At 55.4% G+C, this 19,676-nt stretch carries 17 protein-coding genes and 1 pseudogene; 14 read left to right on the plus strand and 4 right to left on the minus strand.

The features are described from left to right. The first annotated feature begins 467 nt into the window (after nucleotides 1-467). The 4 genes from soil367_RS18355 (at nucleotide 468) to soil367_RS18370 (ending at nucleotide 4,393) form a co-directional block, all read left to right on the plus strand. Nucleotides 468-1,615 (plus strand): IS3 family transposase gene (locus soil367_RS18355; protein ID WP_136550740.1). Its coding sequence is split into 2 segments (ribosomal slippage): nucleotides 468-702 and nucleotides 702-1,615, totalling 1,149 coding nucleotides; the frame shifts between segments, so codons are not numbered across the junction. Between the two features lie 115 nt (nucleotides 1,616-1,730). Beyond that, on the plus strand, nucleotides 1,731-2,009 hold the full coding sequence (locus soil367_RS18360) for a hypothetical protein (protein ID WP_136550741.1): 279 nt from the start codon (nucleotides 1,731-1,733) through the stop codon (nucleotides 2,007-2,009). Between the two features lie 130 nt (nucleotides 2,010-2,139). Then, nucleotides 2,140-3,441, plus strand: a complete 1,302-nt coding sequence (locus soil367_RS18365; protein WP_136545945.1) for an IS1380 family transposase — start codon at nucleotides 2,140-2,142, stop codon at nucleotides 3,439-3,441. A gap of 745 nt (nucleotides 3,442-4,186) precedes the next feature. After that, entirely contained in the window at nucleotides 4,187-4,393 is a 207-nt protein-coding gene (locus tag soil367_RS18370) for a hypothetical protein (RefSeq protein WP_136550742.1), read from the plus strand. Nucleotides 4,394-4,437: 44 nt separating this feature from the next. Here soil367_RS18370 and soil367_RS18375 read toward each other — a convergent pair whose 3' ends face one another. Next, nucleotides 4,438-5,052: a TetR/AcrR family transcriptional regulator gene (locus soil367_RS18375; RefSeq protein WP_136550818.1), complete on the minus strand. Its 615-nt coding sequence runs from the start codon at nucleotides 5,050-5,052 to the stop codon at nucleotides 4,438-4,440. Nucleotides 5,053-5,308: 256 nt separating this feature from the next. Here soil367_RS18375 and soil367_RS18380 point away from each other — a divergent pair, with 256 nt between their 5' ends. The 3 genes from soil367_RS18380 to soil367_RS18390 are packed head-to-tail and all read left to right on the plus strand — an operon-like array spanning nucleotide 5,309 to nucleotide 7,162. Further along, complete coding sequence (locus tag soil367_RS18380; protein WP_136550743.1) at nucleotides 5,309-5,791, plus strand: PaaI family thioesterase; 483 nt, start codon at nucleotides 5,309-5,311, stop codon at nucleotides 5,789-5,791. Next, entirely contained in the window at nucleotides 5,788-6,276 is a 489-nt protein-coding gene (locus soil367_RS18385; protein WP_136550744.1) for a PaaI family thioesterase, read from the plus strand. Before soil367_RS18380 ends, soil367_RS18385 begins: the two co-directional genes overlap by 4 nt. Beyond that, nucleotides 6,266-7,162 (plus strand): alpha/beta fold hydrolase, encoded by an 897-nt coding sequence (locus tag soil367_RS18390; protein ID WP_136550745.1) that lies wholly within the window; start codon nucleotides 6,266-6,268, stop codon nucleotides 7,160-7,162. The genes soil367_RS18385 and soil367_RS18390 overlap by 11 nt, the downstream gene beginning before the upstream one ends. A 785-nt stretch (nucleotides 7,163-7,947) precedes the next feature. Here the strand turns inward: soil367_RS18390 and soil367_RS18395 are convergent. Next, a complete protein-coding gene (locus soil367_RS18395) occupies nucleotides 7,948-8,985 on the minus strand; it encodes an AraC family transcriptional regulator (protein ID WP_136550746.1) in 1,038 nt (345 codons plus the stop codon). Nucleotides 8,986-9,230: 245 nt separating this feature from the next. Between soil367_RS18395 and soil367_RS18400 the strand changes: the two genes are divergently transcribed. The 5 genes and pseudogenes from soil367_RS18400 to soil367_RS18420 form a co-directional block, all read left to right on the plus strand. Next, nucleotides 9,231-10,262 (plus strand): NADH:ubiquinone reductase (Na(+)-transporting) subunit F, encoded by a 1,032-nt coding sequence (locus tag soil367_RS18400; protein WP_136550747.1) that lies wholly within the window; start codon nucleotides 9,231-9,233, stop codon nucleotides 10,260-10,262. Between the two features lie 75 nt (nucleotides 10,263-10,337). Further along, a complete protein-coding gene (locus soil367_RS18405) occupies nucleotides 10,338-11,519 on the plus strand; it encodes an alkane 1-monooxygenase (protein ID WP_136550748.1) in 1,182 nt (393 codons plus the stop codon). A gap of 603 nt (nucleotides 11,520-12,122) precedes the next feature. Beyond that, nucleotides 12,123-13,424: an IS1380 family transposase gene (locus tag soil367_RS18410; RefSeq protein ID WP_136547574.1), complete on the plus strand. Its 1,302-nt coding sequence runs from the start codon at nucleotides 12,123-12,125 to the stop codon at nucleotides 13,422-13,424. Nucleotides 13,425-13,642: 218 nt separating this feature from the next. After that, a complete protein-coding gene (locus soil367_RS19160) occupies nucleotides 13,643-14,563 on the plus strand; it encodes a cation efflux transmembrane domain-containing protein (RefSeq protein ID WP_342777440.1) in 921 nt (306 codons plus the stop codon). Continuing rightward, a pseudogene (locus tag soil367_RS18420) lies at nucleotides 14,446-14,730 on the plus strand (DsbA family protein); the annotation flags it as partial. The gene soil367_RS19160 and the pseudogene soil367_RS18420, both read left to right, overlap by 118 nt. A 360-nt stretch (nucleotides 14,731-15,090) precedes the next feature. Here the strand turns inward: soil367_RS18420 and soil367_RS18425 are convergent. Beyond that, nucleotides 15,091-16,167, minus strand: coding sequence for a hypothetical protein (locus soil367_RS18425; protein WP_136550750.1), 1,077 nt, complete (start codon nucleotides 16,165-16,167; stop codon nucleotides 15,091-15,093). A gap of 197 nt (nucleotides 16,168-16,364) precedes the next feature. Continuing rightward, nucleotides 16,365-17,045 (minus strand): hypothetical protein, encoded by a 681-nt coding sequence (locus soil367_RS18430; RefSeq protein ID WP_136550751.1) that lies wholly within the window; start codon nucleotides 17,043-17,045, stop codon nucleotides 16,365-16,367. Between the two features lie 175 nt (nucleotides 17,046-17,220). On the opposite strand from soil367_RS18430, the gene traF reads away from it, so the two are divergent. Next, a complete protein-coding gene (gene traF / locus soil367_RS18435) occupies nucleotides 17,221-18,246 on the plus strand; it encodes a conjugal transfer protein TraF (protein WP_136550752.1) in 1,026 nt (341 codons plus the stop codon). A gap of 89 nt (nucleotides 18,247-18,335) precedes the next feature. Next, nucleotides 18,336-19,676 (plus strand): conjugal transfer protein TraH, encoded by a 1,341-nt coding sequence (locus soil367_RS18440; protein WP_172962424.1) that lies wholly within the window; start codon nucleotides 18,336-18,338, stop codon nucleotides 19,674-19,676.

The raw sequence follows: 19,676 nt of genomic DNA on the forward strand, positions 1-19,676 counted from the left end.
CCCGTTCCAGTTTCCCAGTATCACTGTAGGGTTCAAAAAGCGGCTACCAGTTGGGTATTTAATGAGCCTCACATGAGATTATCGACATTTTCTCAGCTTCGCAAAACCCAACACGACGCAGTTTAACCTTCAAAATACCACACGTTGTTAATACATGCTGAGTCAAGGATAGGATCGAGTAACCGAGTACAAGCCGAATTGGTGCTGCCAACGATGCTCATCTGACATAGGTAGGAATACTGCCTGCAGAGAAAAAAGAGCACTCCAATTTCGGAGTGCTCAAGTACTGAGCTAACTACATCGAAGATATTCTCACACTAAACTGAAATGAAACTGAAATTTTTATACTTATTATTTATACGTGCTTTTGATGCATGCAAACATATATTTATTATATAGACTTGAATCGCCATCAGTTTCCTAGACACCTTTCAGTTAGATAAACTGACTGCAAGAGAGGTGTTTAGATGAGCGCGAAGCGCTATCCCGAAGAATTCAAGATTGAAGCCGTTAAGCAGGTGGTAGACCGTGGTCACTCGGTTGCCGACGTGGCTAAACGGCTCGATATCACGACCCACAGCCTGTACGCCTGGATCAAGAAGTTTGGTCCGGATTCTCGTGAGCATCGGGAGCTGTCGGATGCTCAAGCGGAGATTCGAAGACTCCAGAAGGAGCTGAAACGGGCAACGGAAGAGCGGGATATCTTAAAAAAAGCCGCGGCGTACTTCGCAAAGCAGTCCGACTGAGGTACGCCTTTATCAAGGATCATCGGGCTCGGTGGCCCATCCGTTGGCTGTGCCGGATGCTAGAAGTTCAACCGAGCGGTTTTTACGCCTGGCTGCACACTCCAGCGTCAGATCGTCGAAAAGCCAACCTCCGCCTGACCGGTCTTATTAAGCAGTTCTGGTTGGAGTCCGGCGGCGTCTACGGCTACCGGAAGATTCATTCCGATCTGCGAGATGTCGGTGAGGTCTGCGGCATCAACCGCGTCCACCGGCTCATGCGAGAAGAAGGCCTGAAAGCGCAGGTGGGATATCGCTCACCACGACCTCGAGGCGGAGAGAATCATGTTGTCGTACCTAACCGCTTGCAGCGCCAGTTCAGCCCTCAGCGGCCGGATGAGGCGTGGGTGACCGATATCACCTACATCCGCACCCACGAGGGTTGGCTTTATCTGGCGGTGGTTCTGGATCTGTTTTCGCGCAAAGTGATTGGCTGGTCGATGCAGCCACGCATGACCAAGGACATCGTGCTGAATGCGCTGTTGATGGCAATCTGGCGACGCAGTCCGAAGCATCAGGTCATGGTGCATTCGGATCAGGGAAGCCAGTACACCAGCCATGACTGGCAAGCTTTCCTCAAGAGCCATGGTTTGGAAAGCAGCATGAGCCGCAGAGGCAACTGCCATGATAATGCAGTGGCAGAAAGCTTCTTCCAGTTACTGAAGCGTGAGCGGGTGAAGAGGAGGATCTACACGACACGCGAAGACGCCAGGGCCGATATCTTTGATTACATCGAGATCTTCTATAACGGCAAACGGAAACATGGTTCAAATGACTTCTTACCACCGGTAGAGTTCGAGACCCGATTCCAAGAACGGCTGGGACGTGTCTAGGTTATTGGTGGCGATTCAACTTTAAGATAGCTATTTACGTTTATATTTCAGGCTGGTTTCAGTTCGCTGTGATGTAATTGTAGTTGGAAATACGATGACAACTGGAGCTATACACATGAACACTATCAGCAAAATTACTTTATTCTCTCTGGCTATTGGGTTTGGAGGCAGTGTCGCAGCCAGCCCAAATGGGGGTTTGGTGGACCGCATCAACGACGCTCGCTCTTATCCGAACAAGACCGTCGAGACCGGGGCGCAAGGTAAGCAAGAGCATCGAAAAATGATGGAAATGATGCAAAAACTGCACTCAAAAGACGGTAGTGACGGAGAAATGGCCCAAGAGCACTGCATGAAGCTGATGCAGGAATATATGGACAGAAGCGCGTCATCATAAAGCTGGATATGGCTAAACTGGACCTGCTTCTTAGCCCGGATTTCTCATGAGGAGGAAGGAAAAAGCGGCTTAAAGTGGTAACATTTCAGGACCTTACACCAAAAACGAACCACCAGAAGCCGCATCCAAAATGGTACCCGAAAAGCTGACCTTCTCGCCACTGTTCCGCCGTCAGATTGAAGCCGATTTCTCCGGAGGCCACATCACCTCCGATGCTGGCTTGTTGTTATTACGCGAAGTCGATAAGCAACACCAGTTAACCCAGCGACTGGCCGAGACTCTGGTCGATCAGCGGGATTCCACGATGGTTCGTCACCAACTCGATACCATGGTCCGGCAACGGGTCTACGGCGTGGCCGGCGGATACGAAGACCTGAATGACCATGAAGCGCTACGCTTTGATCAGGCGCTGCAATCCGCCACGGGTGAGGTCTCCGTCCTGGCCGGCAAGTCCACGCTCTGCCGAATGGAACAGGCCGTGGACCGGCAAACCATCGTGAAGGCCCATGAGCTGCTCTGGCATCATTTCATTGAGCAGCACGACAAGCCGCCAAAGGAAATCGTGCTGGATTTCGACGGCACGGATATTCCGGTGCACGGCGACCAGCCGGGCAAGTTCTTCAACCGGTACTACGATCACCACTGCTACTTCCCGCTGTATGTCTTCTGCGGACGGCACCTGCTGGTGAGCTATCTGCGCACCAGTAATCGGGGTGATGCCCGGCACAGCTGGGCCATTCTAGCCCTATTGGTGCGGTTTATCCGGCGCTACTGGTCAGAAACCCGCATTGTGTTCCGGGGTGATTCCCACTTCTGCAAGCCCCGAATCCTGGCCTGGTGTGACCACAACCAGGTGGATTACATCGTGGGCATGGCGCGCAATACGCGGCTGGAAACCCTGGCGGCACCCGCCATGGACAAGGTCCAGGAATATCATGAAGCCACCGGCGACAAGCTGGCCGTTACGTTCCGCTTTAACTACAAGGCCCGAAGCTGGCAGCAGGAACGGCTGGTCGTCGCCCGCCTGGAATACGGCCCCCAGGGTCCGAATCCCCGCTTCGTCATCAGCTCCCGCTACGACGAGGGGTTCAAGCTCTACTACGAACAGTATTGCGCCCGCGGTGACATGGAAAACCGGATCAAGGATCAGCAGCTGGATCTGTTTGCCGACCGCACATCGAGTACCCAATGGTGGACCAATCAGTGGCGGCTGATACTCTCCGGCTTTGCCTACACCCTATTCGAGCGTCTGCGGGTGCATCTGAAAAGCACGCCCTTCGAGCGCATGAGCGCTGGCACCCTGCGGTTGAAACTGATCAAGGTCGGCGCTGTGATCATCCGCAATACCCGCCGAATCCGGGTGTTGATGAGTGATAGCTATCCGTATAAGACAGAATTATCAGCCCTGGTTCAGCGGCTGGTGCCCACCTAGATCAGCGGGCTCCCCCGGCCCGTCAGTAATGGGGGAAAGGGGGAATTGTGTCTGCACATCAGGAATTGATTAATATCTGATCAAAAAACCCCGGACGAGACACCGAAAACCGGGATATCCTCAGGCATCCGCCCATCAGGGACTACTATGAGAAATCCGGGCTAGGAATCGAGAATAGTCACAAAAACGACTGAACTAGATTGTTCGATTTTGCTCCTCAGTGATGAAAAATTGACCACCTCACCTTCTGCCTGCTCTATTTCAGATCCACAGGCGGGGCAAGCTCCTTCTCTATTGCTACAAGATGCAATTTTGACTACGTGTATTTAGCCCGTTGACGGTTAGGCGTGTGCTTGCCCTCACGCTCTCGACGAAATGCTGCTGCAGGCGCACGGGAGCTAGAAAAATAAAGACGAGTAGTAAAAGCTGCGCCAGGTTCCGAGACTGCATCGACGCTTCTAGTCGGTCCAGCTTTACCGCGCGGAGGACGACAATGGGTTCTGAGCAGGCCCGAACAGGAGAAGTACTCTGTTACTCCGCCTACCCGAAAATCAGAATACCGGACGGTAACTCTGGCGCGGGTTATCATCACCGACACCCAGAAAAATTTGCGATAGCGCCGGTACGATGTCGACGTGCGCCTCCACAAAACCTTCCTGTGGTTGGCTGGGTCGTTAAAGGGCATGACCATATTCCAGCCCGGAAGATCCGGACGTGACGCGGGAATAACGGGGTTGTCGCCCAGGTGCTGGGACCAGAGTGCGCCGTTTACACTTCCGTTGTCATTAACGAAAGAGTTTCCGCCGCCCTGGGTCAGGGAGATATAGAAGTTGTCCACGTTGTGGAAGCCCAGGCTACGTACATGCCCGAGATTCAGTTCCTTGCGACCGGGTTTCTGAAGAGTAGCGTCTATATCAAACACATCCAGGGCGGGGCTCAGGAAGTTGGTTAGCGGGTCGAGAAGCGTGCCAGCCCCGCGGATGGTGTAACCAGTACCTATGACTGGACACCTTTAGTGATAACCCCGCCGATAGCGATCTGCCAAACAAAATCACCAATTGCTTCAAGTGAATGATCACCGTTGGGATCGAACCAGGTTGCCACCCAGTTGAGCGCCCCGAAACCGATCAGGCGAAGCAAGCGGCTATCAACGTTTTTCTTGATAACGCCCTTCTCAATCATCACTGCGAGGATCTCGGCCCAAAGGGACTCATACTGGTCACGTAAGGCGACAATTTCCTCGCGGGCCTCCGGGCCCAGCGAGCGCCATTCAAATAAAAGCGCGTAAACCGTGTCCGGATCAACCAACAGGGCGCGCAGGTGTGCGTTGATACAAAAACGCAACTGCTGCACAGGATCATCCGAGTCGGCATACGCCATTTCAACCTCTGCTGTAACCAGGCCGACCCCCCGTCGCATTAGTTCGACAAGGAGTGTTTCCTTGGTGCTGTAACGATAGTACAGACTCCCGGGTAGCATGTTACAAGCCTCTGCGATCTCCTTGAGCGAAGTCTTCTCGAATCCTTTCTCGCGAAAAAGTCGGGCCGCGTTGGATAAAATTTTGCCCTGATCGTCCAGTTTGCGTACAGGTGGGGCCTGTTTGTGCACCATAATTAAGCACCTCCTCTGCAGGCCGGCATATTGTTCATCGGAGCGGCCACTGCCCAACCTTTTGCATTGATGGTACGCCATCACGTGGATAGCCTCCATTATATACCGAACGCGCGCTTGACTTTTAGTTAGTGGACCAACCAAAATTCAGCACGATAACTGTTTTGACCAACATGACATGCCGAGCACCTATGAACAGCTACCGCCCCAGCACTGCCGCACCTGCGCGAGACCCGATTCAGGGTGCGCAAACCTGATGACTGAATCAAAGAGCGTGCATAGTGACGCCGCGAGGACCGCTTGGCAGTTCACCGAACAGGTTCCCCACGGCAGGGATCTGGGTATGCAGGTTGTCTCTATCAGCGGGAATCAGGTCTGTATGAGCCTAACCCCACAGCCCTGGATGCTCGCCGACGAGGGCACAGAGGAAATCTGTACAGGTGTTCTGTATTCGCTGGCAGACTCAGCCAGCGGGCTGGCCGTATTCGCCGAGGCTCAGGATCTGTCTCCCATCGCCACGCTCGATATCCGTATGGATTATTTCCGGCCTGCGGTCAGCGACCGCACCTTGTCGGCGGTTGCCACATGCCGCCATCTAAACGACGAGGTCGCATTCATCCATTGTGACGTCCTCTCTGAAGGCGATAATCAGCCGGTGGCCACGGGCAGAGCGACCTTTATGCGCAACACCCGGGGCCGAAGTTTCCGGACTGCCTCAGGACGAAAGGGAGAAGCATGAGCCACAGTGCCGACTCACCACAGTCAAGCCCAGACCTGCGGGAGAGCAGCAACAGTTGTGCTGCCTGGCAGAGCTTGCTGGAGCGCATTCCCTACGCTGTCCACCTTGGACTTCACGTCCAACAAAATCATTCCGAGATACAGGTTTGCTTGCCTTACCGCGAGTCGCTGATTGGCAACTTCATGCTACCTGCCCTGCATGGCGGGGTTCTTGGGGCGCTGATAGAGATAACCGCGCGGGTGGCGGCGCAGCGCGAAGATGCGGAGGGTCGCTGTCCGCGTATTCTGGATAGCAACATCAATTACCTTCGGTCAGCGCAAGCACAACCCACCTTCGCCAGCGCAGAGATCGTTCGCCAAGGTCGCCGCACCAGCTTGGTACAGGTGAGCTGCTGGCAGGATGAAAAGAACGCGCCGAATGCTATCGGGCGGGTTCAGTTGCTGTTCCCAACCACGGCAGCCAGACAAGGTGTTCATGAACGATAAGCCGAATTTAGCCGAGCGCGACGGGTTCCAGGCCCCGGACGGCCAGCAGATTGCACTGTGGCGCTGGCCACGGCTCAAAGGGCGCCCCACGCTGCACTGGGCCCACGCGACGGGTTTTCATGGCCGCCTCTACGAACCTCTCCTTGACGATCTTTCCGCTGGCTGCAATGTTCTGGCTTGGGACATGCGGGGGCATGGAGCCAGCGCCGGCGCGGCGGATGCTTCAGGCTTCCGTGGGTGGGAGACCTACTATGGAGACCTGACTGCCCTGCTGGATAGCCTGGATGAGCCTGTTTGGCTGGCAGGCCACTCCATCGGCGCCACCGCCAGCATCATGGCGGCAGCTCGACAGCCGAACAAAGTGCAAGGACTCATTCTGGCGGAGCCGGTGATCATGGATCCCTGGCAAGGGCGCATGCTGTGGTTGGCCAAACTGCTACGCCGGTCACATCGGTTTGCGTTGGCCGCGGGAGCCGCACGTCGGCGAGCGGTGTTCGACTCGCACACGGCGGCCCTCGATAACTATCGTGGCCGCGGTGGCTTCAAGACCTGGCCCGAGGCGTGGCTCGAAGCGTATGTCCGGTATGGCTTCGTACCTCAAAGAGATCACGTCCGGCTGGCCTGCTCGCCGGACTGGGAGAGCACGACCTTCGCCCACACCGAACACAACCCCTGGCCCGGTGTTCGTCAGTTGCGGTGTCCGGTGATTGCCCTGGCCGCGGAACGCGCTTCAACCTTTTCGCAAGCTGCACGCAAAAAAATGCGCGCCTCGTTGCCTTCTGCCGAAGTGCGAGTCATTGCCGAAACGACTCATTTCCTGCCGATGGAGCGGCCGGGCGCGGTTCGCGATGCCATTTTGCAGAGTGTGTCGCAACGCCGCTCGTAGCAACTTCTGTTCAGAAAAGGCCTCAGCCTGAGCGACGGTGATCGCTTCTATCTTACTTAATCTCCGCGAAAGACTCGGCTGGAATGACCTTCCGCATGGCAAGTGGCGGGGATCGCGTTCATCGGATGTATGCCGGGCCGCGGCGATGGTAATGACCTACAGCGCTTGGATGCGGTGTCAAAGCAAAAGACAAGACCTGAACACCGTTTGTTCTACGAAATGTACTGTTACAAAAGGAAACCTTTGTTGGCTCCCATAGCCTGTTCCGCTGCTGGGCGTGCCGGGTTCGCTTCGCCTCCCGATGTATCCGCCGCCGATGCGGCTCGACACGTGCTTGACGGCAAAAGTGCCCGGAACCAGACCTCCCACCCGATGTTTGCTGGCGCTACTGTCAGGAAAACCTTCCAGATTAAACAAAGCTGCTGAGCACCCGACCGTGCGTCGCTGGCATCGACGTGGGAACGTGCGACAGGTCGCTAACAGACGTCTTCTAGAATACGCTCCCCGGAAGCTGAAGGTCCTTGGCGCACGGTAGTGAGTTGCCACCGTCTCATCAATGGCTTCCGCTGGGGTTGCCATACCGCTCGCCTCGGCGTGACTGCTGTTGCGTTGCTTATGGTTCATCTGACGCTTGCTCCCGATCACACGTAATAGATTGTTCTGCTTTGAGCCTCTGGGCTAAAGCCTGAGCCTGCGGCTAAAGAGAGCCGTTGCTGTGCAGAAGGCCAATGCGGGTTTCTCGCCATCCCGCCGAACGCAGCTTCGTTGGCGCTAGCCTGCCAGACTTACAGAGTCGGGTGGTGCCTGGACCGAGCTTGCTCTTGGGTCTCTCGGTAATGGGAAGGACTCATTCTTTGCCAGCGCTTGAAAGCGCGTCGAAAATTGGAAAGCTCAGCATAGCCCAGAAAGTAGGCAATCTCTTTAATGGACATGTCGCTGTTGGCCAGATAGGCGAGCGCCAAGGACACTTTGACCTCCTCCAACAGTTTATTGTACTGGTTGCCCTCCGCCAGCAGCCGACGGTGCAAGGTGCGGGGTGTCAGGTTGAACCAGGAAGCCACCACGGCCAGCGCTGGCAGTTGGCCCGGCTGCTCCAACATTTTGCGCTTGATCCGGGCGGAGTAAGACGTCTCCAGGGTCAGCCTTTGCAGCTCGCGCCGACACAGAGCTTCCGCTTCACGATAGGCTGCAGCGTTGCCCTGGGGGATTGGCAGTTGCATCAAGGCCTTCGGCAAACGCACAGCTGCTTGTGGCTCGTGAAACCGCATGCCGCATTCAAAGACGCTGGCGTAGGGAAATCCGGGATGAGGTGCCATCGGAAAGCACACCGTGAGACTGGAGCCAGCGCCCGGCAGGATTTGATCGATCGCCTTCTTGACCGTCAGCAGTAACGCGTCCAGCAACATCTCGCGGATCTCGCCCAAAGCCACCGTTTCTTGGAAGGTCAGGACCAACTCGTCATTCTGGCTTTGGATTTGAACCGTCACCAGCGGCAGACGCACTGGAATGTACTTCTCCAGCAGGACAGCGGCATCCGACAAGGTTCCGCAGTTCATCAGGGCATATCCCAGAATCCCGTGGGACGGCAGCGATAGGCGCTGCCCAAGCGATAGCCCGAGTGCCGGGTTGTCCGCCAAGCGAGCCGCCTTGAGCATCAACCGTCGCAGGTCGCCATAGCTGACGGTCGCCTCGACAGTCGAGGTACCCAAATCCTCGATGCCACTGCCTTCCAGCCAGCGTCTGCGACTTATTCCAAAATCCTCAATACATTCGGATAAGATGTACAGATACTGGCCGGGGATCTGAATCTGATCGGGTTGCATGGGCGCATTCTCATTCGGACTAAATGCTCGGACTCAGGGGCTGCTACCTGTCTCGACGGGCCTGAGACCTACCCGTAGTAAACGTCAGCGCCTTAACACCTGTCAATCATTACCCCGTTGTTGTCAATTAATACCCCCCAGCGCCGACCGCCCAGACGTTAGACTAGACCGATCAAGCTGACCGGTCCGCTGCTTCCCAGGGTGCCGGCCAGCTTTTCCGAATCCAGCACCAACGGGGTGAAGACATGTTCGGCTTTTTTTCCAAGAGCAGTCACGAGCTTCAGATCAACGACCACCGGGTGACCGTGAAGCCGCGCGAGACGGTGCTTCAAGCGGCGCTGAGCAATGGCATCAACCTGCCCTACAGCTGCAAGGTAGGGGGCTGTGCGACCTGTAAGTGTCGTTTGGTGAGTGGTCGGGTGAAGGAACTCACCGACGCCAGTTATATACTTTCCACCGAGGAATTACAGGCCGGGTATATTCTGGCCTGTCAAAGCGTGCCCAAGACTGACATTGCCGTTCAGGTTGAGCTTGGCGAGAGTCCGGCGCGTCAGATTGCGGGGCGCATTTTGGCCCAGACCGCACTCACCCACGACATCGTTGAGCTCCAGGTCGAACTGGAAGAGCCCTTGGGATTTAGGGCCGGGCAGTATGCCCAGCTCTCACTCAACCAACTGCCCGGCATCACTCGCCCCTATTCCTTCGCCGCGCGCCCTGACAGCAGCCAGGGAAGGCTTCGGTTTTTTGTCCGGGAGGTTCCGGGCGGGCGCTTGTCCGGCTACCTCAAACGGGAGGGACTCGTTGGCGCATCGGTGCGAGTCGAAGGACCCTTCGGTGACTTCTACCTGCGGGACTCGTCCCAACCCATGCTGCTGATTGCCGGTGGCAGCGGGCTTGCCCCAGTCCTGTCGGTTCTGGAGCAGGCCCTGCACGAGGACGTGGCCCGGCCGGTGACCCTGTTATTTGGCGCGCGCACCCAAGCGGACCTGTACGCCACACCGGAGATCGAGGCTATCGCCCGGCAATGGCAGGCACCGTTCCGGTTCGTGCAGGTGCTGTCTGATGAGCCGGAAGCGAGCAACTGGCAGGGCGCGCGGGGCTGGGTTGGCCAGTCCATCGAGCGCTACGCGGACGCCAGCTGCCAAGCCTATCTCTGTGGCCCGCCCGCCATGATCGACCACAGCATTAAGCAGCTCACCAGTGTCGGTGTGCCGCAGCAGGAGATTTTCGCCGACCGCTTTACCTCTGTGCATGATGCAGAGCGGAAGACGGCTTAGCGAACCGAAGCACCAACCTCACAAATATTAACAAAAGTACCGACCTGACAAATATTAGTAAGAGAGTGAAATACCATGTTCTTCCATTACCTCAAGTTCTTCCTGTTTCACCTGATCGGGCTGGTAAGCCTAATAGCGCTGATACTAGGCGGTGCCGCGATCTCGTACGGGCTGCTCCTGATCTTTACTGCCTACATCGTCGGCGATGCCATCCTCGGCGAGGATACCAGCACACCAGAGTTCAAGCAGCCCCAGATCCTGACCGTGCAGCTCTGGCTGGCGCTGCCACTGTTGTCCCTGATAGTGTTTACCGCCATTTGGACGGTCAGCCCCGGGGACCCCTTGCAGTACGGCCAGCTTATCCAGGATCTAACCGGCTATGACGCTCTGGCTGCGCGCGATGCCACTGCCTGGGGTCATCACTTCTCGGCCTTCGTGATCACCGGCCTGATGATTGGCATGGTTGGCACCATCACCGCCCATGAGCTGACTCACCGTACTTGGGATCCGGTATCCATGTTCGTCGGACGCTGGCTGCTGGCGTTCAGCTTCGACACCATTTTCTCTATCGAACATGTGTACGGCCACCATCGCTATGTGTCCACCACGGAGGACCCGGCCACAGCGCCCCGGGGACGTAATGTGTACAATCACATTCTGCTCTCGACCGTCAAGGGCAATCTCAGTGCCTGGAACATAGAGAAGCAGCGCCTGGCGAAGCGCCGCCATTCCGCCTTCTCGTGGCGTAACGGGGTGATTCGCGGGCATTTGATGAGCCTGTTTCTGGTGGCGCTGGCCTACCTCATCGGCAGTCTGACCGGCATGCTGTTCTTTTTGGCCTGTGCCCTCTGGGGCAAAGCCCTGCTGGAAATCGTGAATTACATGGAGCACTACGGGATGCTGCGCAACCCACAAACGCCGGTTCAGCCACGCCACTCCTGGAATACCACCAAGCGGGTGAGTTCCTGGGCCATGTTCAATCTCACCCGCCACTCACATCACCACGCCGCCGGTGAGGTGCCTTACCAGGACCTGAAGCCCTACCCGGAGGCGCCCATGATGCTGAACGGCTATCTTTCCACCATCGTCATCGCCATGATCCCCCCCCTCTGGCATCGCCTCATGGCGCCCAAGGTGCTCGCTTGGGACCGGGATTACGCCACCGTGGAGGAACTGAAATTGGCGCGCGAAGCCAATGCCCGTAGCGGTATAAAGCGGCTCGTAGAGGCCAACCGATCCTCGCTGTATGACGTCTAGCCGTAGCCACGAAACCTTGTAACGACCGCCAGACTCCTGAGTATTCAGGGCTCTGGCGATGCTGCGCCTCAACGGCCGTCATCCGTGATCGGCTATTTGCCCACGCGCAACATTCCTAGGTCATAGCCATGCTTCCAAGAAGTCTGCGACCGGAACGATTCGGGTTTTTCAAGAACCGAAATCTGACTTCGATCTAATCGTTGGCGCCGACCATGCTAAAGGCAGGACATCGAGATTGAGACGAAACCGTAGCACTTTTCGGGCTGTGCACTGGCAACATCCGAGCGGCGAGAAGATCAGTCTTTCAGGTACCATTATGGAGTCGGCTGCTTTTGCTTGATTGGTTAGAATATTGAAACCATAGCACTTTAAGTCGTTTTACTTTTACCCCCTGTGAGAACCGGGCTAGCTGAGGCGGCAAAGAGACTGAAGTCTGCATGTCGTCCCTAGTGCTCATCCTTCAGGATTAGTCTCTCTTTTTGCTTTCCAAACCCTTCTTTTCTCTAGCCCGGATTTCTCATGAGGAGGAAGGAAAAAGCGGCTTAAAGTGGTAACATTTCAGGACCTTACACCAAAAACGAACCACCAGAAGCCGCATCCAAAATGGTACCCGAAAAGCTGACCTTCTCGCCACTGTTCCGCCGTCAGATTGAAGCCGATTTCTCCGGAGGCCACATCACCTCCGATGCTGGCTTGTTGTTATTACGCGAAGTCGATAAGCAACACCAGTTAACCCAGCGACTGGCCGAGACTCTGGTCGATCAGCGGGATTCCACGATGGTTCGTCACCAACTCGATACCATGGTCCGGCAACGGGTCTACGGCGTGGCCGGCGGATACGAAGACCTGAATGACCATGAAGCGCTACGCTTTGATCAGGCGCTGCAATCCGCCACGGGTGAGGTCTCCGTCCTGGCCGGCAAGTCCACGCTCTGCCGAATGGAACAGGCCGTGGACCGGCAAACCATCGTGAAGGCCCATGAACTGCTCTGGCACCACTTCATTGAACAGCACGACGAGCCGCCCAAGGAAATGGTGCTGGATTTCGACGGCACGGATATTCCGGTGCACGGCGACCAGCCGGGCAAGTTCTTCAACCGATACTACGATCACCACTGCTACTTCCCGCTGTATGTCTTCTGCGGACGGCACCTGCTGGTGAGCTACCTGCGCACCAGTAACCGGGGGGATGCCCGGCACAGCTGGGCCATTCTGGCCCTATTGGTGCGGTTCATCCGGGGTTACTGGCCCGATACCCGTATTGTGTTCCGGGGTGACTCCCACTTCTGCAAGCCCCGGATCCTGGCCTGGTGTGACCGCAACCGGGTGGATTACATCGTGGGCATGGCGCGCAATACGCGGCTGGAAGCCCTGGCGGCACCCGCCATGGACAAGGTTCGGGAATATTACGACCACCACGGTTACAAGCTGGCCAGCACCTTCCGTTTTGCCTACAAGGCACGAAGCTGGCAGAAGGAACGGCTGGTCGTCGCCCGACTGGAGTACGGACCCGAAGGCCCAAATCCGCGCTTCGTGATCAGTTCCCGCTACGACGAGGGGTTCAAGCTCTACTACGAACAGTATTGCGCCCGCGGTGACATGGAAAACCGGATCAAGGATCAGCAGCTGGATCTGTTTGCCGACCGCACATCGAGTACCCAATGGTGGACCAATCAGTGGCGGCTGATACTCTCCGGCTTTGCCTACACCCTATTCGAGCGTCTGCGGGTGCATCTGAAAAGCACGCCCTTCGAGCGCATGAGCGCTGGCACCCTGCGGTTGAAACTGATCAAGGTCGGCGCTGTGATCATCCGCAATACCCGCCGAATCCGGGTGTTGATGAGTGATAGCTATCCGTATAAGACAGAATTATCAGCCCTGGTTCAGCGGCTGGTGCCCACCTAGATCAGCGGGCTCCCCCGGCCCGTCAGTAATGGGGGAAAGGGGGAATTGTGTCTGCACATCAGGAATTGATTAATATCTGATCAAAAAACCCCGAACGAGACGCCGGAAAACGGGATATCCTCAGGCATCTGCCCATCAGGGACTACTATGAGAAATCCGGGCTAGTAACTATAACGCTCATTCTAGCATCAGATGGTATTATGTAAGAGGTCTGAATAATGGATGATTGCTGCGACAACAAGGGTAGCGAACTTGCCCAACTGCGCGAGCGGCAGGGCCGCGTGCTCTACATTGTGCTTGCCATTAATGCCGTGATGTTCGTGGTCGAATTCACCGCCGGCTGGATCGTAAACTCGACCGCGCTGCTCGGGGACTCGCTGGATATGTTCGGAGATACCTTGGTATACGCTATCTCGCTTTTTGTGCTGCACCAGGGCATCCGCGCTCGGGCGGGGGCCGCGCTTTTCAAGAGCGGCTTCCTGATGCTGTTCAGCTTCTTGATCATTGCTGAGGCTATCCGTAAGAGCATCTTCGGCGTAGTGCCCGAAGCGGGATGGATGGGCCTGATCGGGCTTATTGCGCTCGTCGCCAACCTGAGTTGCCTGGCGTTGCTCTATAGCCATCGTAGCGACGACATCAATATGAGCTCGACCTGGCTATGCTCGCGAAACGATGTCATCGCCAACCTCAGCGTGCTAGGCGCAGCAGGTTTGGTGATGCTGACTGAGTCGCTGTGGCCGGACCTGATCGTCGGTGTGGGGCTGGCGCTACTGTATCTGCACTCGTCCGTGCAAGTGGGACGGGACGCCTGGCCTCAGTGGCGCGGTCGCGATGTGCGGTCAGGCGCGGGCTGTGGAACTGATACCATAGCGCAGCCGGATAGCTGCTGTGGGCCTGATGCTGGGACAAAACAGGATAACTGCTGTGGAACGAACGCCTCCGATATGCACTGTTCCATAGAGGCTCTGAAGAGGCTGCAAGGATCTTTGAAGCCGCACGAAAACAAGGGCTCTACGAACCGGTCCTGCAAGCGGTCCTGGAAGCGCAACCAAGATGGCATGATGACCCGCAGATTCAAGCTGCATGGGAGACCGCCGAAGCGGCTGGCCTGGGTGTGGAAAAAGCCCGTGAAGTATTGAACGCACCTGAGATCACTGCGACCCTGGAGCTGGATGAGGCCGACATTCAGGCGTTCGAGGTGAAGGGGACGCCCACTTTCTCTGTTAAAGGAGAACCGCTTCCTCGTCTCAACCCTCAGCAGCAGCTCTACGACCTGGTCCGTAGCGAAGTCGCCGCAACGCGGTGACGGCTACAAATCCTGAGCGTCGCACAGCTTTAGCAGCCCCAGCTATTGGCTGCTAGATGTTTTTTCCATTTCTTAGGCGGACTAGTTAAGAGATGGCGATCGAGGCTAAGTACAATATAAATATGAGATGCCGCGTAACGTAACGTTTCAGACTGGCTACCCGCTTAGCCGGTAGGGCTCAAAACTGCACGCACTCTGTTTCCCGTTGCGAGCAAGCGGCGCTCTATCACAATCCTTGGACATCGGACTTCGCCATGCTCTTGGGCAACGCCAGTATCCATAAAAGCAGGCTAACAAATAGTTAACCCCCGTTATGATTTGTAACCCATACTTTGACGCAACAGCCCAGCTTATTGAGGCTTACATCTGATTGATATGATCGATGTCAATCAGGACACGCCTCGCCTGAAGGCTTCTGACATTCTCAGCTTCTGCGTTCGTCATAGTGATCTCAAACCGCCCTTTCTGGTCGTGTTTGCTGTTAATCAAGCACAGATTTCTATCGATGTGTCTCCCGGCGCGTTGAACCCAGCCAGAAGCCTGCAGCTCTTCCAGTGAGTAGCCATCCTTCCGATAACACTCGGGGCTGTTGAACTGTTTGTGGTTATGGCCGAATACCGGAACATAGCGCTTCGTTTCACCTAAGCTGATCTCAATAGCCACCAGGTAGCGCTCCAGGTATTTCATCTGTTCGAGCGCGTACATGTTGGTAAGACGTCCATGGCGTAACGCCGACTGGATCTTGAAATCATTCCAAACTAAATCTCGATCCCGGTACATCTGATAGAGCGGCCCTACTGAGGGACGCTCGAACGCAGTCAGAAGTGTTTTCAAGATTTCATCCGGCGCGGGGTCATAAGAAAAGCGTACCTTAGCTGTAGTGTGAGAGTCTCCGCCTACAACTTTCTCAATTTCCGCGGTAGCACCGCCTTGCAGTAGGGGCTCAACAGTCTCTCTATACAAGGACTGGTTGCGAACCTGCAGATCAGCGCTGGCTCTCTTCTTCATATCAAGAAGGCTGCCCTGGGCGAACATCGAATGAAGAACCTGACGGTTTTCGGAAAGCTGGCTTTTGAGTAAGAGGCGCTTCCGATCCAAACCCTCGCCTCCGCGTGCGGCCTGCGCGAGAGTGCTCAGCCTGTCACGTAACCGCTCGTTCTCTACCAGCAGCGTTTTCACTTGTACGGCCAAATTTCGGTCACGGTTCATTGCATCAATGCGGGCCTGCATAGCACTTTCATCAATCTCAGCGATTGCACCGAATGTCAGCCGGCCATTGGGAGCGTCGGGCGTAATCTCAAGCGATGATTGCTCAGCCTTCAAACTGACGTAGTTAGCCTGCAGGAGCTGAATCGTTTCGAACAGCTCACCGTTTTCTAACCGCATGGTCCCCTGGATATACGCGCCGCTCTCGTTAACCGCCTGTTGACGCGCCATGGTCCTGGCATGATCGAGGGCGTCTAGCCGTGAGTCACCAGCCCCCAGTTCATAGGTGACGCTTACGGGTTTCGTCGAAACACGGGGCGCGGATGACTGGGCCGAGGCAACCATCAGCGTAACCAGCGCCATCATTAGAACGGGCATCATCGCTTGAGTTTTTTTCATAACTGCTCCGGATTTTTTTACGGCTCGACTTATTGCGCTACTACGGCAGTTGTCTCAACCCCTGCAGCCTGAACAGCGGCTTTCGATTCAGCCGTTTCGCTTGCCTCTACCCTCTCCCGGAGTTCAGCGAAGGCCTGCTCCATCCTCGTCAGGTCCTCAGCATTCTGCTTACGACGGTCCAGCATGCGATCCATTTGGTCAAACGAAAGCCTGCTCAGTACATAAGCTGTGTACATGCCGTCTGCTACCACGACCTTTTGTTCGGCAACCTCCTGCCCAGCCATAGGCACGGCTGAGACAAATCGCTCGACAGCTGCCTGGTACTGCACATTTGCTGAGCCATTAGAGTCAGCGGCGAAGTCTTTCTCAAGCCCGCTCAGCTCCTGCTCTAGCTGTTGAGCCAGCTCAAAATCTGCAGTCAACCGAGCTTTCTTTAGCGCTACCTGGAGATCATTTGACTGGGCGCTTCCTACGCCATAGATACCGCCAACATCAGGCTGGGGTGGCTCCAGGAACCAACCGGGCAGGTTATCCATAGCAGAGCGCAGGCGCTCATCTTCACGCGCAGCAGCTGACTGAGCCTGTTCATACCTCAGCTCGCTCAACCGAGCCTGCTCTTCAGCCAACTCAATACGGTCTGGTGTGGATGCACACCCGGAAATAACAGTAACGGCCAGTGCAGCGAATGAGGCTTTCATAAATCCGGTCATAGCGGTGTCCTTCAGTGGTTTGACTTAACCCCTATTCTCCACGGTTCTACAAATACGCAACCTTCAACAAGCTAAAAACCTCAACTTAAAAGTTGGCTGCAAAAAAGACGCGGAACCCCTGCCATGGCAACAGGTACAGGCATTTATGCTTGAGGGATAACTGGGGGAATGCGATATGTCACGACGATACAAGTCTAGCTCAGCTCGAGCATCTGTCTGCGCCATCCTGCTCTTGCTTGGTGCGTCCAATATCGCAACGGCTGGATATAGTCCTAGGGACGGGCGATTTTATGAGCGATCTGAAGAAGGCTGGTTCTTCTACGAGCCCGAGCTCAAGCCGCAAGTAGAAACGGAAACGCCAAGTAAACAGCCCGAAGTCGCACCAGAGCCTGTTGAGACCTTAAAGCTTCCAGAGCAACAGCCTGAAGTAGCAGCTGCTGTGGCACCGCCGGCCGCGTTAAGCATCAAGTGGTTTCGCGAGAACGTAAATAAGTACCGGGATAGAGCCATTGATAACCCAACACCTGAGAATGTCTCTGCCTTTCTGTACGTGCAAAAAATGGCTATAGACAAGAGCCACAAATTCGCAAACACATGGGAAAAGGTGGTGCTCAGCACGCCCGATCTTGATGCGAACTCACGCCGCCCTCTTTCCTCTGGAGCCGGTTTTGCGGTCGATGCAGAGGCCAAAACTAACCAAGAGAAAATTCTTGCCAGTCTGACGGATAAGGTCGGGATATGGTTTTTTTACTCTTCTGAATCCCCTTACGCGCTGCGCCAAGGGAAGATCCTGGCAGCTGTTGAAAAGGGCATGGGGTTCAAAGTGCTCCCCATCTCAATGGATAACGCACCGCTACCCGGCGACGTCTTCCCTAGCTACGTCTCTGATTCAGGTCAGGCGAGCGTTATCGGAGTGAGGCAGGTGCCATCAACTTACATGGTGACCAAGGATGGGGTCATAAAGCCTTTAGGCGAAGGCGTCATCGCTTATCGCGACCTCCAGGACCGGCTAATGGTCGTCGCACAAATTAATGGGCTTATATCTGACGAACAGTACGCTTCGGCTCAGCCCCTTCTGAATGGCGATATGGAGTTGGCTGATCGCCTTTCAAGCCTGTTAGAAGCGGAGCCCACTGACGAATCCGGCTTCATAGAACCGAACGCACTCCTCGAACACATTGACCGGGCCTCCAAACAATGAATCTGAACCATAGATTGAGAAGCACCACAGTAGGTCTCGCCCTCACCTTCATTATCGCTCCATCAGTACACGCTGATATGAACGATGAAATGAGCAACATTTTTGGCGAAGTGGGATCTATGGCGAACGTCTCTGAGCCTCGCGCTTTTGAGACCCAATCAAGAGGTGGGTTTTCCCTCGGGTCTGTTCAGCTTAGAAACAAAATTATTGATCAGGATATTGTTACCTGGCAGCCGCCGAGTGCGAAAGCTGGATGCGGTGGCCTCGACCTCAACGGTGGTTCGTTCAGCTTCATCAACTCAGACCAGATCGTCGAAACACTTAGGGCAGTAGCAGCTAATGCGAAAGGATACGCCTTCCAATTAGCACTGGACGCCACTTATCCGGAAGCTGCGAACTGGATTGAGGTGTTTCAGAACAAGATACAGGCCATGAATGACTACCTGGGAAACAGCTGTCAGCTGGCCCAGGGTATTGTTACCGGCGGGAAGGATGCTATCCAGGCCGCGTGGAACAATGACGATCAGGAGCTAGCGGCTATGAAGGACGCTGCCAAAGACCGGTTTGACGCTGCAATGAACTTCTCACCCGTCGACTCTGCAAGCAACCCTCTGACGCAGGAGGGCTTTAAATTCAATCGAGGTAACCTGGTCCTAAAAGCTCTCCAGAGGGGTAATGCGGCGCAGATGTTCCGCTATGGTGATGACGAGCTTCTGCAAACACTCATGTCGCTTACGGGAACGATCGTCATCAAGACAACCCCCGAAGAACCTGAAACCAATGCCGGCGCGAACACAGACGCTGACAAGACACTCCCAGAATCGACACTGTTTCCCACCCTATCTCTCGCCGACTTCGTTCACGGCTCAAAAGATGGCGTTAACGTCAAAGTCTACAAATGCGATGAAATGACTCAGTGCGAGAACCCAACCTCTGAGTATGTCAACGATTTTAAAGGTTTCGAGACAATGGTTGTGGAAGTGCTTCTGGGCTCAGAAACGCGGCCGGGTGTGATAGCCAAATACATGAGCAATGTTGGCAGCTTCACCGAGAACGAAAAGGCTGTTGTTCTGAACCTCCCCAACTCCCAGGGCACCTTTATCCGAAATCTGGCAATACGTGATCCAGGGGCAGCGAGAGATTTTGCTGAGAAAGCCGCGAAAGCCTTTGCGATTCAAATCAGCTATGAGCTTGCCCAGGCAGTCTTTAAAGCGGTTGAGCTGTCTCTGAATGCAATAGATAACCCGCAGCTGGAAAGCTTCTCTGACACCCTGGCGAAGCGAAAATACGATTTGCGCGAGCAGTACCGTGTCATGCGCGAAGAACAAGGGGTCGACGTCCATACACTGATGGCGAGCTATGACTACCTCATCAAAAACACCAAGCCCACCCGGTACCTGGACTTCAACACAGCAGCCGCAAAGAACTGA

Origin of the sequence: Hydrocarboniclastica marina, from assembly GCF_004851605.1 — a bacterium.
GTDB classification, from domain to species: Bacteria; Pseudomonadota; Gammaproteobacteria; order Pseudomonadales; family Oleiphilaceae; genus Hydrocarboniclastica; species Hydrocarboniclastica marina.

Bases quoted from the DNA above. Each gene is read 5' to 3' on its own strand.
- soil367_RS18360 (WP_136550741.1), top strand. From the start codon at position 1,731: ATGAACACTATCAGCAAAATTACTTTATTCTCTCTGGCTATTGGGTTT.
- soil367_RS18365 (WP_136545945.1), top strand. From the start codon at position 2,140: ATGGTACCCGAAAAGCTGACCTTCTCGCCACTGTTCCGCCGTCAGATT.
- soil367_RS18375 (WP_136550818.1), bottom strand. From the start codon at position 5,052: ATGGTGCACAAACAGGCCCCACCTGTACGCAAACTGGACGATCAGGGC.
- soil367_RS18380 (WP_136550743.1), top strand. From the start codon at position 5,309: ATGACTGAATCAAAGAGCGTGCATAGTGACGCCGCGAGGACCGCTTGG.
- soil367_RS18385 (WP_136550744.1), top strand. From the start codon at position 5,788: ATGAGCCACAGTGCCGACTCACCACAGTCAAGCCCAGACCTGCGGGAG.
- soil367_RS18390 (WP_136550745.1), top strand. From the start codon at position 6,266: ATGAACGATAAGCCGAATTTAGCCGAGCGCGACGGGTTCCAGGCCCCG.
- soil367_RS18395 (WP_136550746.1), bottom strand. From the start codon at position 8,985: ATGCAACCCGATCAGATTCAGATCCCCGGCCAGTATCTGTACATCTTA.
- soil367_RS18400 (WP_136550747.1), top strand. From the start codon at position 9,231: ATGTTCGGCTTTTTTTCCAAGAGCAGTCACGAGCTTCAGATCAACGAC.
- soil367_RS18405 (WP_136550748.1), top strand. From the start codon at position 10,338: ATGTTCTTCCATTACCTCAAGTTCTTCCTGTTTCACCTGATCGGGCTG.
- soil367_RS18410 (WP_136547574.1), top strand. From the start codon at position 12,123: ATGGTACCCGAAAAGCTGACCTTCTCGCCACTGTTCCGCCGTCAGATT.
- soil367_RS19160 (WP_342777440.1), top strand. From the start codon at position 13,643: ATGGATGATTGCTGCGACAACAAGGGTAGCGAACTTGCCCAACTGCGC.
- soil367_RS18425 (WP_136550750.1), bottom strand. From the start codon at position 16,167: ATGGCGCGTCAACAGGCGGTTAACGAGAGCGGCGCGTATATCCAGGGG.
- soil367_RS18430 (WP_136550751.1), bottom strand. From the start codon at position 17,045: ATGACCGGATTTATGAAAGCCTCATTCGCTGCACTGGCCGTTACTGTT.
- traF (WP_136550752.1), top strand. From the start codon at position 17,221: ATGTCACGACGATACAAGTCTAGCTCAGCTCGAGCATCTGTCTGCGCC.
- soil367_RS18440 (WP_172962424.1), top strand. From the start codon at position 18,336: ATGAGCAACATTTTTGGCGAAGTGGGATCTATGGCGAACGTCTCTGAG.